General features: G+C 43.8%; 15 protein-coding genes. 6 read left to right on the forward strand and 9 right to left on the reverse strand.

What is annotated here, in order from left to right; all coding sequences use genetic code 11:
* A partial coding sequence (locus tag AB4517_RS09160) for a helix-turn-helix domain-containing protein (protein WP_372148234.1) occupies positions 1–1,031 on the forward strand: 1,031 nt, incomplete at its 5' end.
* A gap of 28 nt (positions 1,032–1,059) precedes the next feature.
* On the opposite strand, the gene AB4517_RS09165 is transcribed toward AB4517_RS09160, so the two are convergent.
* A complete protein-coding gene (locus AB4517_RS09165) occupies positions 1,060–1,926 on the reverse strand; it encodes a LysR family transcriptional regulator (protein ID WP_372148235.1) in 867 nt (288 codons plus the stop codon).
* A 144-nt stretch (positions 1,927–2,070) separates the two neighbouring features.
* Between AB4517_RS09165 and AB4517_RS09170 the strand changes: the two genes are divergently transcribed.
* Positions 2,071–2,445, forward strand: coding sequence for a nuclear transport factor 2 family protein (locus AB4517_RS09170; RefSeq protein WP_372148236.1), 375 nt, complete (start codon positions 2,071–2,073; stop codon positions 2,443–2,445).
* A gap of 204 nt (positions 2,446–2,649) precedes the next feature.
* On the opposite strand, the gene proX is transcribed toward AB4517_RS09170, so the two are convergent.
* The 3 genes from proX to proV are packed head-to-tail and all read right to left on the reverse strand — an operon-like array spanning position 2,650 to position 5,935.
* The gene (gene proX / locus AB4517_RS09175; protein ID WP_372148237.1) at positions 2,650–3,657 is read right to left on the reverse strand and encodes a glycine betaine/L-proline ABC transporter substrate-binding protein ProX; all 1,008 of its coding nucleotides are present in this window, start codon (positions 3,655–3,657) and stop codon (positions 2,650–2,652) included.
* Positions 3,650–4,744, reverse strand: coding sequence for a glycine betaine/L-proline ABC transporter permease ProW (gene proW / locus AB4517_RS09180; protein WP_372148238.1), 1,095 nt, complete (start codon positions 4,742–4,744; stop codon positions 3,650–3,652). The genes proX and proW overlap by 8 nt, the downstream gene beginning before the upstream one ends.
* A gap of 3 nt (positions 4,745–4,747) precedes the next feature.
* Positions 4,748–5,935: a glycine betaine/L-proline ABC transporter ATP-binding protein ProV gene (gene proV, locus AB4517_RS09185; RefSeq protein ID WP_372148239.1), complete on the reverse strand. Its 1,188-nt coding sequence runs from the start codon at positions 5,933–5,935 to the stop codon at positions 4,748–4,750.
* A 639-nt stretch (positions 5,936–6,574) separates the two neighbouring features.
* Between proV and AB4517_RS09190 the strand changes: the two genes are divergently transcribed.
* Positions 6,575–7,312, forward strand: coding sequence for an HAD-IIB family hydrolase (locus tag AB4517_RS09190; RefSeq protein WP_102321519.1), 738 nt, complete (start codon positions 6,575–6,577; stop codon positions 7,310–7,312).
* A gap of 29 nt (positions 7,313–7,341) precedes the next feature.
* On the opposite strand, the gene AB4517_RS09195 is transcribed toward AB4517_RS09190, so the two are convergent.
* The 3 genes from AB4517_RS09195 to AB4517_RS09205 all read right to left on the reverse strand — a co-directional run bounded on the left by AB4517_RS09195 (position 7,342) and on the right by AB4517_RS09205 (position 11,260).
* A complete protein-coding gene (locus tag AB4517_RS09195; protein WP_017071930.1) occupies positions 7,342–7,554 on the reverse strand; it encodes a TIGR02450 family Trp-rich protein in 213 nt (70 codons plus the stop codon).
* 141 nt (positions 7,555–7,695) lie between these two features.
* Positions 7,696–10,143, reverse strand: a complete 2,448-nt coding sequence (locus AB4517_RS09200; protein ID WP_017071931.1) for a molybdopterin guanine dinucleotide-containing S/N-oxide reductase — start codon at positions 10,141–10,143, stop codon at positions 7,696–7,698.
* A gap of 22 nt (positions 10,144–10,165) precedes the next feature.
* On the reverse strand, positions 10,166–11,260 hold the full coding sequence (locus AB4517_RS09205) for a NapC/NirT family cytochrome c (RefSeq protein ID WP_017060332.1): 1,095 nt from the start codon (positions 11,258–11,260) through the stop codon (positions 10,166–10,168).
* 307 nt (positions 11,261–11,567) lie between these two features.
* Between AB4517_RS09205 and AB4517_RS09210 the strand changes: the two genes are divergently transcribed.
* Both AB4517_RS09210 and AB4517_RS09215 read left to right on the forward strand, forming a co-directional pair.
* Positions 11,568–11,843 carry a nitrogenase-stabilizing/protective protein NifW gene (locus AB4517_RS09210; RefSeq protein ID WP_017060331.1) on the forward strand — a complete coding sequence of 92 codons (276 nt, stop codon included), beginning with the start codon at positions 11,568–11,570 and terminating at the stop codon, positions 11,841–11,843.
* A gap of 135 nt (positions 11,844–11,978) precedes the next feature.
* Positions 11,979–13,103 (forward strand): M14-type cytosolic carboxypeptidase, encoded by a 1,125-nt coding sequence (locus tag AB4517_RS09215; RefSeq protein WP_372148240.1) that lies wholly within the window; start codon positions 11,979–11,981, stop codon positions 13,101–13,103.
* Between the two features lie 143 nt (positions 13,104–13,246).
* Here the strand turns inward: AB4517_RS09215 and AB4517_RS09220 are convergent, their stop codons facing one another.
* Positions 13,247–13,603 carry a PilZ domain-containing protein gene (locus tag AB4517_RS09220; protein ID WP_372148241.1) on the reverse strand — a complete coding sequence of 119 codons (357 nt, stop codon included), beginning with the start codon at positions 13,601–13,603 and terminating at the stop codon, positions 13,247–13,249.
* A 267-nt stretch (positions 13,604–13,870) separates the two neighbouring features.
* The gene (locus AB4517_RS09225) at positions 13,871–14,497 is read right to left on the reverse strand and encodes a LysE family translocator (protein ID WP_017060328.1); all 627 of its coding nucleotides are present in this window, start codon (positions 14,495–14,497) and stop codon (positions 13,871–13,873) included.
* Between the two features lie 209 nt (positions 14,498–14,706).
* Between AB4517_RS09225 and AB4517_RS09230 the strand changes: the two genes are divergently transcribed.
* Complete coding sequence (locus AB4517_RS09230) at positions 14,707–15,945, forward strand: DEAD/DEAH box helicase (protein WP_017060327.1); 1,239 nt, start codon at positions 14,707–14,709, stop codon at positions 15,943–15,945.
* Positions 15,946–16,030 lie beyond the last annotated feature (85 nt).

The following is a 16,030-nucleotide window of genomic DNA, read 5'->3' on the forward strand; positions in this document are numbered from 1 at the left end:
TCAAAAATAAATATTATAGCTACTGTATATTAACGATTGATAAAATAGACTATCTGACCAATCGGAACGTAATGTCACTAATCAAAGATGAATATTCTACCATGATGAAATTTCCGCAATTACTGCGCGAAGCGCGCAAGAAATTGAAGTTAACGCAAAAGGATTTTGCGGCATACATTAATCACTTAGATGATGAATTCAGCTCTGTAGATGTCGTAACGATAAATCGATGGGAAAATAGCAAAGTAAAACCAAGTAATTACAAAGCCCTAAAGCTATTGGACTGCCTTGGTCTGGACTTGTATACAACGTTGAAATCCTTTGATTCAGAAGATAACGAAGACAGTGCATTACTTGAAGACTTCCTTCGTGAGAGGTTCTTTTCGTTTCAAAGCCGAATATCGTCTATCTCTAAAGGGGAAATAGAAGAAGGCTGCGACTGTCAGATCATGCCACTAATGACAGATCAGAATGACAAAGCAGTAATAGATAGAATAAAGCTGATTTCACAATATACTAAGATGGATCCTTCAGCCCTTGATACCATAGATCTGTTTCTCTATTGCAGTGAAAAAAAGGCGCATGGCAGAAAAATGGTCGATGTTAATGGCGATATTGTTAGTCATAGCCTAGGTTTTTTCTTCAACGAAGAGGTGTTCGAGCAATACCAAAATAAGCATCTACATATTAAGCAAGCTTGCTCTTTAGATTCTAACCAGAACTTAAATTACATTGTGGTTAGCGGTCACTCTGAGAAGCGCGAACAATCTATTGCGAACCTGATTTCCGATATGAAGCTTCTTGCAAGCAATACTAAGATCAAGAAATTCTCTATGATGATCAAAAACCCAAATGCATTGGAGCTGATGAAAAACCTTGGATTTGAAATATGGAAGTTTTCAGAACCAACAGAACAAAAGTCGAACATCACCTTCAAAAACAAAAACTACCGCTATTGCGTACTGACTATCGACAAGATCGAATTACTGAGTAATAAACATGTTATTTCTTTTATTAGTAAATATGGTTAAGCACCGGATTTTACCAACGATAGAAAGCTTATACTAAATTCTGCTTAAGCTTTTCTTCCAACGCATGGATACACAGCTTGATGGCGATAGGCGTATTTGAAGCGAATGGATTTAGCGCATAAACCGTGTTGGTGGGTAATTCAAAGCTTGGCAGCACGTCGACAACATCACCAAATAACTGAGGAATGCAGAAATCTGGAATCACACCGATACCAACACCTGATTTAATCAGTGCAAGGCAACTGTGGAACGAATTGGTGACGCAACTAGCTTGCTGTTGGTAGACAAAGTCCTGCTCAGTTTGAGAACTAAAATGATGAGTCACCTGCTTTCCCTGCCAAGAGTTTGCAATGTAAGGAATCGATTCAAGCTCACGTTCACGCATGCTTTCAACGCCACATAACACATCTTTAAACTCACCTAAACGCTTTTGCTTTAAGTTACTGTCACGAGAACTGCCCACTCGTACCGCGAGATCAATATCGTGCTCCATGAAGTCTAAATGCTGATCGTCGCTTATCAGTTCTGGCTTTAACTTCGGATATTGTTTCATCAGATCGGCAATAACAGGCGCTACCAATAAATCCATCAAGGCATTCGGAGCTGTGATACGAATCCGGCCTTGTGGCTCTTCTAGCTCGGCTTTTGCCATATCCCAAGCCGATTCAGCGATCACATTGATGTCTTTGCAACTCAAATAAAAGCGCTCACCCATGCTTGTCAAAGTTTGTCTTCGTGTTGTGCGTTTAAGGAGAGAGGCGCCTAACTCTTGTTCTAGAATTTTGAGATGTTGACTGACGACAGATTTAGACAACTCTAACTTTTCAGCCGCAGCCGAGACTGAACCCTGCTCTACGATATGAGCGAAAATCGACATCTGCTTTAGCTTACTCATCTTATTGTTCTCTTTTTACAAACAGTATTTTCTATTATCTCTGTTTTTCAAATCAATTTCCAAGACTAAACTCAATTCAACTTATCGAAATACCAAATAAAAAAGACAGTGCTCGAAACAACAAGACTGTTATGGAGAAAGACAATGTTAGACAACCAAATTTTAGAAGCATGTAAGCAAGGCATTAACGCGTGGCAAAAGGCTTTCAACAACCAAGATGCGAAAGGTTGTGCCGATCAATATACTAAAAGCTGTGTAATGGAAGCGCGTCCATTTGGTACTTTTGAAGGTCATGAAGCGATTCAAGCATTTTGGCAAAACATCATCGACCAAGGTCTCAAAGACGTTGATTACACCGATGTAAAATGGGAAGAGCACCCAGACGGCGGTTACATTCTTACCGCGAGTTGGACAATGAACAAAGCGTTTGGCGTTGTACATCATGAACACTGGGCACTTGAAGCCGATGGCTGCGCTCGCTTAGTCAGCGACAACTTCGAAGTTCAAGGCGAACGCTAGAGCTGTAATTAACAGCTAGAAGCTCAAAAATAGAAACAGAAAACAAAAAGCCAGCAATCCAAATGGACTGCTGGCTTTATAATGTTCACTCTTGTCGCCCTTTCACTTGGTTTGAAGGTGATTGAGTGACTCTACACAATCACTCAACACGCTCATCATTTCAAATCAAAGTGTCTGGTAAGACAGAACAAATACAAGTCAAAGTTACAGTGCTGCTTTCTTCGCTTCTGTAATCCAACCATCGAACGTGCTTTGGTTCGCTTTGATCCAACCGTTTACGTGCGCTTCGATATCAGCAGAGCTGTTCTTACCTTTACTCATCATCATGTTCTGAGCGCTTACATCATTGATGTTAAGTTTGATGATTTCAAAAAGCTTCGCTGCTGATGGGTTGTTCTTAGCAAACTCTTTATTCGCAATAATGCGCATTGAGTTCATTTCGAAGCCGTAGTTTTTGCCGTTAGATAGCGTCGTATCCACGTTCGAACGCTCGCCAGGAAGTGCTGAGAAAGGAACTTCTAACCAAACTACATCTTCGTTAGGCACCAATACGCCACTTACCCAGTAAGGTGTCCACGTGTAGTAAAGGATTGATTCACCCTTTTGGTAACGAGAAATTGTATCTGCAATGATTGCAGCGTAGTTACCTTGGTTGTGAGTTACCGTATCGTCCAGTTTGAACGCTGAAAGTTGATGTTCAATCACCATCTCACAACCCCAACCTGGGTTACAGCCTGTAAGGTCTGCTTTGCCATCACCGTCAGCATCAAACAGCTTCGCGATTTTCGGATCCGTCAGTTGACCAATGTTAGTGATGTTGTATTTTTCAGCCGTTTTCTTATCAATTAGGTAACCTTGAGCGGCACCGCTTACATATTGGTCTTCACGGTAGAATTTGTCATCGCCGCCCGCCATTTTGTATTTATCAGCATGAAGCGGGAACCAACCTACGGTTAGGAACGTCGCGTCACCTTTTGCGATAGAGGTGTAACCTACGTTGTAGTCCACTTCTTGCGTAGATTTCACGTCGTAGCCAAGCTCTTCAAGGGCGCGGTTAACAATCAACGTTTGGAATGTTTCTTCCGCTACAGACGATTGAACTGGCTGAACTGATACACCTTCACCCGGTAAGCTTGCTGCCCACACGTTCGTTGATACTGCTAATGTAGAAACGATGCTAACTGCAAGTTTGCTCTTCCATGAATTATTCATTGGTGTTTTTCCTTAATTGTAGTTCTGATTTGTTACCGCGATTTATCGCATTGAGCACAAGAGAAACAGGGCCCATGTGGTACCAGCGTAATTTTGTATTACCTGCATTTACCCCGAGAACTTGAGTAATGCGGTCAAGCAGGATTGCTAGAATAACGATGCCGAGACCACCAACAGCGGCCAGTCCCATATCCAAACGGCCAATACCTCTCAGTACCATTTGACCTAAACCACCTACCGCAATCATTGATGCGATAACCACCATCGATAACGACAACATCAGTGTTTGGTTCACGCCCGCCATGATAGTTGGTAATGCAAGTGGCAGTTGAATTCGGTAAAGCATCTGCTTTTTGCTTGCACCGAATGAGTGACCCGCTTCGATCAATTCTTCCGGAACTTGCTGAATACCCAAGATGGTCAAACGAACAACAGGAGGAAGTGCGAATATGATGGTCACCACGACACCTGGAACGTTACCGATACCAAACAACATGACGATCGGTACTAAATAAACGAAGGCTGGTGTGGTTTGCATAGCATCCAAAATTGGGCGCACGAATTTAGCCGCCGTGTTACTTCGAGCGAGCCATATCCCCATGGGTAAGCCAATCAATAGGCAGAAGAATACGGATGTCATGACCAGTGACAATGTGGTCATTGCTTCAGACCAAGCGCCAATCAAGCCAATGAAAGTCAAAGATACGGCCGTTGCAACGCCAAGCTTCAAGTTTGAAAACTGCCATGCCACTAGAAACAAGATGATCAACATGAATGGTGCTGGCGTAGACACCAATGCCGTTTCAAATGAACTTAGAATGAAATCGATAGGTACACGAATTGCTTGAAACAATGGTCGTCCGTGTTCAACTAGCCAATTCAATCCAGACTCAACCCAAGTATCAACAGGCAGAACGACTTCTGCAAAAGGATTAAGAGGATCAAAAGGAATGGTTTCTACGGTTTCACTGCTTAGCCAATCTGCCGATGGTGAAGTGTCAGCGGCTTGACCCCAAGGATCACTTGATGGCTGAGCGGCAGGAGCAGACTGTGACCATGGGTCATTATTTGTTTGTTCAGACGACATGATCTACCCCTTATCCAATGTTTGTAGCAAACGTGACTTAGTTACCACGCCAAAGTAATTACCTTGCTCATCCACAACAGGAACCGAGTAAGGCACACCACCAACAAGGCCAAGCACGTCATTGATTGGTAAATCAGGGTTTAGCGTTAATCCATCATCGAGCTGCGCGCTCACTAATGATTTGTTCTCTTTGTGAGCTTTACGAAGAGAGTCGATAGAAACAATGCCGGAGTAAAGGCTGCTCTTCTCAACAACGATGCCGTATTCACGGTCGTTATCCATTAGGATTTGCAGAGCGGAAGCTGGGCCGTCGTGTTCTGACTTTTTAAATACCGCAGCCGGTTTCTTACGCGCAATGTCTTTCACAGTAAGTACGCTTGCGACATTTACACCACGGAAAAAGGCTTCGACATAGTCGTTCGCTGGGTTGTTAAGAATTTCGTCTGGTGTGCCCACTTGAACCACTTCACCGTTTTGCATAATGGCAATACGGTCACCGATTCTCATCGCTTCATCCAAATCATGAGAGATGAATACAATCGTTCGTTTATCGTCATTTTGAAGACGAATCAGTTCATCTTGCATTTCAGTACGAATCAAAGGATCGAGTGCCGAGAACGCTTCGTCCATTAACAGGATATCTGGGTCACATGCCAAGGCTCGCGCTAGACCAACACGTTGTTTCATACCGCCAGACAATTCATCTGGGTACGATTCTGAGTATGCGCCAAGGCCTACGCGCTCTAACGCTTCAAATGCTGACTGTTTTCGTTTATCTACTTCAACACCTGCCAGCTCAAGGCCAAATGCAGCATTTTCGATAACTGTCATATGCGGCATCAGTGCGAAATTTTGGAAAACCATGGAGATGTTGTTGCGGCGGACTTCACGCAGTTCATCTTCTGAGATGTGGGCAATGTCTTTGCCTCGAAGAAGCACATTGCCTTTGGTAGGTTCGATCAAGCGGTTAAGAAGGCGTACTAGGGTTGATTTGCCAGATCCTGACAATCCCATTATGACGAAAATCTCGCCTTCTTGAATACTAAGAGAAACATCGTTAACGCCGATCGTTAGCCCTGTTTCTTCGAAAACTTTATCTTTATTTGCGCCTTCATTAATCATTGTAAAAGCACGGTCGGTGTCTTCACCAAACACCTTGTACAGTCCCTTAACTTCCAGTATGGGATCCATGTAATCTAATCCTTTCTCAGTTATTTAAACTTAAATTGGTTATTTAAACCCGAAAAATAATTAGCACTCTAAGTAATTGACACGTGTAAATCAAGGTTCTTCGTTCGGTAAAACAAGGCAACAGACTGAAACCAGACCAGCAACAACAAGACCAAAAATAAGCAAAAACAAAGCAAGCTACTGATAATAAAAGGGATAAATTAGATAAGCGTACGGCCAATATTATGTATTACGTAGTCGTAGGTTATTGAATATTAATTTTACATTAGAGTGATTAATAGGCTGAATGAACCAACAAAAACCATAATTAGTTCGTGCACAAATAATTCGAGTACGAACTATTTATTGAGCTTTCATGATGTTTCCGAGGCGAAAGTTCGCTCGGTAAAAAATATAAGATCAACTCTCAATCTCTACCTAAAAACCAAAGGTCAACCGGCTAAAGTCAGCGAGTTGAAATCAACCTTTTCAACCAAGAATTTTAATACGTCACACCAACTGTGATACTTGCTGCAAACTGTCAATTGGTGATTATCTAAGCTGAACTTCAACTTGTAGAGTGCTCATTGCTGAGCCATTCTTTATAAAAGAAATAAGCATTTTCCCGTGACGAAATAGAGAAAAAGACAAGGAATTCGAATGATAAAAATGTTGGTGTGTGACTTTGACGGTACGCTTGATGGAGGCTCATCTCACGGTGTTAACCAGCTATTTGATTACCTCACAGAACAACCTGATATTCGCTTTATCATCGCGACAGGAAGAACATTACCTTCGATTCGAATGGGTTTAGAATCGGATAACTACCCGAAGCCACACAGTATTATTAGCGATGTGGGCACCAAAATTCATCATGTTCATTCCCAAAAACCAGACCATGTTTGGCATAACCAACTGGAAGCTTCTTGGAACAAATCAAGGGTAGAGACGGCTCTCGCCCCCCTTGATTTTATGGGTGAGCGCATAGAAAACCATCAAGGCGATTACAAGATCACCTTTGAAGGAAAGCTTTCAGAGCCTCAACACGAACTGATTGAATCTAGTTTGGAGATCCACGGATTAGATGTTCACCTTACTTACTCTCATGATTGGTACTTAGATATCACACCAAAAGGCGTTAACAAGGCGACTGCGATTCACCACCTACTCGAACAACACGATTTGAGCGTTGCAGAAGTGTGCGTCGCAGGTGACTCAGCTAACGACACCTCAATGCTCACCATTGAAGGCGTAAACTCGATACTGGTTGCTAACCATTACCCAGAGGTTGCTCACCTATCGGATAGAGACAACGTATACACGAGTAGAGCAACACATGCTGAGGGTGTCTTAGAAGGCCTTAAATACTGGCAAGGACGTGCAGCAGCGGGTAATTAGAAATAAGGACTGCTCCCTACTTGCTATCCTTATTTCCAACCGGGAAGCCAATGATCCTTATCGGTGAGATCCCGCCAGTTGATGTCTTCCTCACGTTTGGTCATCACCGCTTCTATTAAACAACGAATGACCTCCCCTTCTTCAAACTCGACCTCTGTGACCATGAAGTGTTTTTCTTTCTTTATTGGGCTAACGGCCGTCCATTTACTGCGAAGTAGTTTCTTTGGATTGATTCGATTCATGAGCTTATTTCTCGCTTAGATGTCATTGATTATTATGGGATGTCTAGCCGACATTGAGTAATAGTCTTCATCGCAAGAAAAGGATCAAAAAAAGCCAGCGATTAGGCTGGCTTCATTCAGTTAGCTATTACTTGTTAAAGATTAGCCGTTTTTAGGTGGATCAAATGCCGTGAGTTCTAATACTGGACCTGTGTATTTTTCAATCTTCACAAGCGCAGAGTTTGCAGCACAGCCATTCGCCAAACGAGAAGTCGGGATATCTAACGTAAGCACGTTACAGCCACCGTTTTTACATAGGCCTGTCTCTTTATCTAAATCAGGCCAACCGCCTTCATGGATACATACAGAGCCTTGTTTGATGCCGTCCGTCACTAATGCACCCACCAATACTTGTCCACGACCATTATGTGCACGAACCAAGTCACCCGTTTTAATGCCTCGAGCTTTCGCATCTTCAGGGTGAATTGAAATCGGCTCACGGTCTGCAATCGCATACTCTTCGCGGATCTTCGCGTAGTTGAACTGGCTATGCAGACGGTGCGCGGCGTGCGCTGTCATCAGTTGCAGTTCGCCATCTTTAGCGTTGCCTGTGTACTCTGTTGGTTCTAACCAAGTTGGGTGTGCAGGGCAATCATCTAGTTGGTAACCTTCAATGGTTCTTGAGAATATCTCGAACTTGCCACTTGGTGTACCTAGTGGGTTCATGATTGGGTTCTCACGAAAATCAGCGTAACGAACAAACTGTGCGTTCTTCTCGTTCCACTTCATCTCGATCAACTGATTATCTTCCCAGAACTTGCTGAAGTTAGGCATTACGATACGCTGACCACGACCACCTTGCTGTGCGGTTTTGTAGAAACCATACAGCCATTCCATCTCGGTCTTGCCTTCGGTGTACACATCACGACCACCCGGAGCAAGTAACTCAGACATGTCCGCAAATACATCGAAATCGTTACGAGCTTCACCTTGTGGCTCAACCACTTTCTTCATTGGCACTAAGTGTTGGTTACTGTAGTCACCCGTCATCGTCATATCATTACGTTCAAACGATGTAGTAATTGGCAGAACAATATCCGCGTGCTTAGCTGCTGCTGTCCAGTAAGGTTCTGAGATAACAATCAGCTCAGGCTTTTGCCAAGCTTTGATCAAGCGGTTGGTATCTTGGTGGTGAGTAAAGTTCGCACCGCCTGCCCACCAGATCATTTTGATCTCTGGGAACGTTAGGTTGTGACCATTGTGATGGTAGCTTGAACCCGGGTTTTCTAGCGCTTCAACAATACGCGCTACAGGGAATGCGTTCACAGATCCTGAAACAGCCCAATCGTTACCCGCCGAAGAACCACCGCCAAGTGACGCTGAAATCGCAGGAAGTACGCCTGCATCACGAGCAGGGTTACCACCGTTTGAGTAGTGGTAAGAAAGACCGAAACCACCACCAGGCAAGCCAACTTGACCTAGCATTGTCGCTAGCGTAACCAACATCCAGTGACGTTGTTCACCGTATTGTTGACGCTGCATACCCCAGCCAGACATCAGCATAGTACGGTTCTTACTGAAGATATCCGCAAGTAGCTCAAGCTGCTTCACTGGCACACCACAGATCTCAGACGCCCACTCAGCAGATTTTTCTACGCCGTCTTCCTTACCCATCAAGTAAGCTTCGAATACGTCGTAACCTGTTGTGTATTTACCCAAGAATTCTTTATCGTGCTTGCCCTGTTTCACTAACGTGTGTGCGATACCCATCATCATGGCTACGTCAGTCATTGGGTGAGGAGCAATCCACTCTGCGTTGTCACCAAAAAACTCGATAGTCTCAGAGCGCATTGGGTCAATCGCAATCACTGTCTTGCCCGACTTCTTCAACTGGTGGAAGAACTCAAGACCTGCACAGTCGGTTGAGCTCCAAGCGATCTTCAAAGTGTTAATTGGGTTTAGGCCCCAAAGTACCACCACATCACTGTGCTCAAGGATAACTGGGTAAGTCGTCTGCTGTTCATACACCTCAATCGAACCCACAACGTGCGGCATGATAACTTGCGCAGCACCTGTTGAGTAATCACCTAAGTGACCAGAGTAACCACCAGCCATGCTCATGTAACGTTGTAGAAGCGTTTGCGCTTTGTGCAGAACACCACTTGAACGCCAGCCATAAGAGCCTGCGAATACAGATTCCGCACCGTGCTCTTGACGAATACGTGAGTGTTGTTGGTGAATCAATTTGTACACTTCATCCCAAGAGATACGAACAAATTCATCACTACCACGTACACCTTCAGGTGCAGATGGGTTAGCCAAGTAGCCTTTACGAACCATAGGGTACTTAACACGCGCTTTGGTGTGTACTTGATCAGGGCCTGTGGTCTGCAGGCTATTTGGAACCGTTTGTGCCAGTGCATTCGTCGTCGACACTAACTTGCCATCTTTCACTTCACACAGCATTGGTCCCATACGACCTGATGTTAGAACACCAGAACCACGTTTGTCCGAAGCAATTGCGCTCATCGGCGTCAAAGATGTGAATGCCAACGCACCAGCTGTAATACCTGTGCCTTTCATAAATCCACGACGTGTCATATTAGTCATAATTTTATCCTTCTAATTCTCTTTAGTGACCAACAACGTCTTTCGCGTGGTTTTGGAAGTACTTAGTCAGCAGCTCAAGGTTTTGCTCAGAAATGTCTGTACGGTCGCCCATACTTTTCGCAACAGGCCCCCAAGCATTCACAGTGAAGTGGTTTGAAGGAATTTTCGCGTGACACGTTGCACAGTAAACGTTGTCCAACTCTTCTGCGTAAGACCAGATTGGGTCTAGTTTATCGACAACTGGAGAAGTGATATCACCCGTTAGCGCAACTGAACGCCACTCGTTACCATAAGCATCTGCTTTATAGTCACCAGTAGTCAGTGCTTCTTGACCTTTGTCTGTCAATGTCGCAACGATTGCACGTTGGCCTTCACCGAAGTAAAGCACTTGCTCTGCACCTTTCATTTGGAATGCATTCAAAGTCACAGTACGGTTGTCGCCTTCAGCCTTAACCACTTGCAGTTCTGCTGTTGGGTTTACACTGCCGAAGTCACCCATTGCGATATCGGTTACTGGGTAAACCACTTTCGCATCTGCTGGCGTGTTTTTCGTAAATGCGATCAGGGTATCGAACGCTTTGCTATCTAGCTGAGCTTCAGGAGCAAAATGTGCAACGCCTTTGTGACAATCGATACACGTTTGGTTATTTTCACGACCATAAGCATGCATTTTTGCTGCATCACGAGATTGCTCGAACTCTTCCATTGCATCGAATTCGTGACAAGAGCGACAAGTCGCTGAGTCATTCTCGCGGAATTGAGCCCAAACTGTCTCAGCCATCTCTTCACGGTGTGCTTCATATTTCTCAGGCGTGTCTATCTTACCTGAAATAAATTCGTGGTAGATGTCTTTGGACGCTCTTACTTTGGTGATCACGTAGTCAATCGGATCAGTTGGAATGTGGCAATCGGCACATTCAGCTCGAATGCCTTTTGCGTTACTGAAGTGTACAGAACCTTGGTATTCTTTGTGGGGTGCTTCCATTGTGTGGCAAGAAACACAAAACTCAGTGCTCGATGTATAGTGCATAACGGCTGCAGTTCCCCCTAAGGTTAACCAGCCAATACCTATACCAACCGCCGCTATTAGTGCGATATAACGTTTTTTTATTGTCATAATTCTTAATCATCTTCAACAATTGGTTACAATTAAGATCAGAATAGTACTTTAGGGGTAGATCAGTTTGATTTGGATCATAAATCGCATTCTGAGGAACAAAAATTGAACCTTTATGAGAACCCAAGGCCACTTCACGAAATTATTCCCCACCAGATACAATCACCCACCAAATAAGAAGCAGCGGTTAAATATTCATTATTGATTAATCCAACATCAACGAGACAAAACGGCTTTCTAAGTCAAAGAAGTAAATTGTAAATCTATTACAATATTGGCTATCTATTTTTCATAAACTCCTCACTCAATGAACCAAACAGAATTCCAACAAAAAATGGCGAGTTTCACCTCGATTGAACAAGCGCTTGATTACTTTGAGATTGGCTTTGATAGCAAGTTCATCAACCAAAATAGAGTCGAGCTTATGAAACGCTTTAATGGTTATCTGATCCTGTCAAAACCCGATGATTGGTTCTCAGGAAGAAGAGCGCTGAAAAACGCTTATTGTAAGGTTCAACGCAGCAAGTTAGATCGCCACACACGTTCAGCCTGTCGTGGGTGTACAACTTGTCAGCGTCGATAGATAGGAAGTACTGCTCAAAGTAGAGAACTAAAAAGTAGATAGTTGAAATAACATCTCATTACGATTTAGTTAGTGGTTTGCTCGAAAAAAAGTGTGCTAGTCTTACGGCAACTCAACTACGAGATAAAAACTACAATGAAAATTTTCAGCAATTTCGAAAGCGGCAACATTCACGTCGTTTCTGCAGATTCACCACAAAACATTCAACTGACGATCCCAGCAGACTACCAAACTGAAATCTCTCAGTGGTTTCACTTCCGCTTAGAAAGTGAAGCTCAACAATCTCACCACTTTGAAATCGGTCAATTGGCAACATCTGCCTACCCTGAAGGCTGGAAAGATTACGATGTAGTTGCATCGTATGACCGTGAAGAGTGGTTCCGTATCCCATCTCAGTTCGATGGCGATACATTAAGCTTCGATATCATCCCTGAACACGATTCAATGTACTTCGCGTACTTCGCGCCGTACTCATACGATCGTCACCAAGATCTTCTGCACAATGCTCAAACGCACCCTGCTTGTAAGCTTGAAACTCTAGGTCACACGCTAGACAACAACGACATCACTTTGCTAACTATCGGCGAGCCAAGTGAAGAGAAGAAAAATATCTGGGTTATCGGTCGCCAACATCCAGGCGAGACGATGGCTGAATGGCTAATCGAAGGTCTGCTACAACGCCTGCTTGATGAAACAGATACGGTCGGTCGCTCTCTTCTAGACAGCGTTGTGTTCCGCGTTGTACCAAACATGAACCCAGATGGCAGCATCCGCGGTCACCTGCGTACTAACGCGATTGGTGTTAACCTGAACCGCGAATGGCAATCACCTTCTATGGAACGCAGCCCAGAGGTATTCCTTGTTCGCGAGCGTATGTTAGAAACGGGCGTTGACCTGTGCCTAGATATTCATGGCGATGAAGCGATTCCATATAACTTTGTAGCAGGCAGCGAAGGCACGCCTTCATACAACGAGCGCATCGCGAAGCTAGAGAGCCACTTCAAGCAAGCACTGCTCACTATCACGCCAGAGTTCCAAGATGAATTTGGTTACGATAAAGACGAACCAGGCAAAGCAAACATGACAGTTGGCACAAACTGGATTGGTGAGCAATTCAAGTGTTTGGCTTACACCGTCGAGATGCCATTTAAAGATCACATCAGTCACGCTGACGAACTTTACGGCTGGTCTCCAGAACGAAGTGTCGCGTTTGGTCACGATATGCTAGCCGCAGTTTGGGCTACAGTAGACGAGCTATAAGGCGAACTAAGCTCATTAGCTTTACCTGTATCGCCTTTGGTTTATAAGAATCTGGGCTATAGATAGAACAAAGCCCAGCACTTGTGAAAGTGCTGGGCTTTTTAATATCGGCTTGGATGAGTGAATCTAACTTTAAAAGCTTTCTATGCCACTCTGAGGCTAGCAAAAAACACTGGGTATCTTTGCCTAATGTGGCGTTGTTCAGACACCATATCTTTGAAGCTCGGACCTTGTGATAACTGAACGATCACTTCGTCACCTTCTTGTCGCAATACAGCACCGCTAATATCGATACTGTTGTTGTCATGCAACCTCAAGGTGCCGGCCATTGAAAAGCCACGATAAACCGGAATGATGTTACGCATCATCAGGCGTACACCCTTTTCAGAAACTTCGCTGACATGAAAAAGCTCTTCCTTAATTCGCATCACCGGACGAGCCTTTTGAGGGTACTTTAAGCGGTAATATTTGCGTTTCTGGGTGAATGAATCTTCACGCATTGGTGACTCCCTGTCTCTGTTATTTCGGTCAAGCAATAGGCTGTAGCTTCAATTGGTCTCAAATAAACACATTCACCAAATTGATAGCTAATAATTATATCGACTTCCCGAGCTAATGCTTTAGAGATTTATACAGAGAAACACTGATTGCTTAGCATTCAGTAAAAAATGAGAACTGAATCGGAAATGAAAACTAAGATGGAAACGAGAACTAAGCCGGAAATGAACTGAACCAATAGCTAAAAACCCAATTCTTCGCATCGCACCCTAAAGCTGAAACAATGCCAACTGAATGCTGAAGCCCACGAATAGAATCCCACACACAATGTTCATCATTTGCGAGGTGCGCTTTTGAACTAACAAGCGCTTAAAGGTATCCGCCATTAAGATCACAACTAAGAACCACATCGACACCACTGACGCTTGAATTGCACCAAGTATCAAACTGTCTGTCACAATCGCATCTGTTGAAACAAATTGAGGGAATATAGAAAGATAAAACAGGACAATTTTAGGATTCAGTAGATTAGTGAGAAGCCCTTTGAAAAATTGCTTATAAAGCTTACTTCCCGATGCACTGACCACAGAGAGCACGCCCTCTTGAGCGCGCAGCGCCGCACGAAAATGGTTATACCCAAGCCAGACAAGATACAAAACCCCAGCCCACTTTAGCCCTTCAAAGGCCATGGGAGTGTTCGACAGTAATAAGCTTATGCCGTTAGCCGAGATAAAGGCATGAAAAAAGAAACCACATGACACGCCCAACACGTTCACAAATGCGAACAGCTTCCTTTGAGTTAAGGCTGTGCTTAATACCAACAGCGCATTTGGGCCCGGGATAATGGCAATAAAAAACACGATAACGATAAACAGCCAGATACTGTCCCAACTCATTTCGATCTCATTTCATGAACATTTTTAGGGCGGACATTGTACGTCCATTCAGTGCCATTACAATATGATAAACGCTTAATTATCGCGTATAGCTAACAGACATAATTCGCGCGTATAATGAATGTGTTTATCGTCTAACATACAAAACTGATTCTCTAACATTTGTAGCCCTGATAGACTCCACCTCCTTTTTGATACTTGGTTCATTTATGTCATTTGATAGCCTAACCCTTAACGCAAAAACCGTCTCCGCGCTCTCATCTCAATTCAATAAGCCGACAGAGATACAGCAAGCGGTAATTCCTACCATTATTGCGGGGAAAGACGTACTCGCATTGGCTCAAACGGGCAGCGGTAAAACATTGGCGTTCGGCTTACCTTTACTGAATAACATCAACCAAGATGTGAATGAACTGCAAGCACTGATCATTGTTCCAACCCGTGAACTTGCATCTCAAGTGACCAAATCTTTAGAACCGATCGCGACAACGCTCAATATCAAATTGGTAACGCTAACGGGCGGCGTAAATACTGATGATCAACAGCAACAATTATCGACTAAACCACAATTAGCCATCGCCACACCGGGCCGCCTACTTGCTTTAATCAAAAGTGATGAACTGGATATAGCTCGGTGTTCATCATTGGTTCTTGATGAAGCCGACCGCCTGATCGACATGGGATTTTGGCCAGATATTCAAGCGATTACTGCAGCACTACCAAGTAAACGTCAGTCACTGTTGTTCTCTGCGACACTTCCGCCCGAATTAGTAGGGCAAGCTGAAGAGCTTCTTTTAAATCCAGTTAAAGTCACGACACATCAAGAAAACAGCGTGGTCGCGACTATTGAAGAAACCCTGTATTTAGTGAACAAAGGCAGTAAAGCTCAAGCGCTCATCGCACTACTCAATCAACACACATGGCCGCAAGTATTGGTATTTATTGGCGCAAAAGACAATGCCGATGCATTAACCAAACGATTGAATAAAGCCAAAATCAGTGTGAGTGCGTTACATGGAAATAAGAGCCAAGAAGAACGAGAGCAAGCATTAGAAAGTTTCAAAAATGGCGAGACTCGTGTGCTTATCGCGACAGACGTGATGGCTAGAGGCATTCATATTGATCAGTTACCTATTGTAATTAACTTCGAATTACCTTCTCACTCAGCAACTTACGTACACCGCGTTGGTCGTACAGCAAGAGCAGGAAGTACTGGCTGCGCGGTCTCTCTGGTTAGCCACAGCGAAACTGACTACCTCAATGCGATTCGCACCTTGACCAATAAGCCGTTAGTGCTGCAACCATTAGAGGGTTTCCCGGTTACCGACAAACCTGCATCTGAAACGACCGCTCGCAAGCGTCCACCTAAAGATAAAATGGCCAATCGAAGAACAGCTAAAAAGAAAAGCATTAAGCAATTTAAAAGCAAACCAAATAGCTCTAAGTAACCAGAAATAACTCTAAGTAACCAGAAATAGAATGGTCAGCTCAGTTTGTACTGGGCTTTTTTATATGCAACAAAATACAAATTCA

The sequence above is a fragment of the Vibrio sp. 10N.222.52.C3 genome, from assembly GCF_041474195.1.
In the GTDB taxonomy this organism is placed as follows: Bacteria; Pseudomonadota; Gammaproteobacteria; order Enterobacterales; family Vibrionaceae; genus Vibrio; species Vibrio crassostreae_C.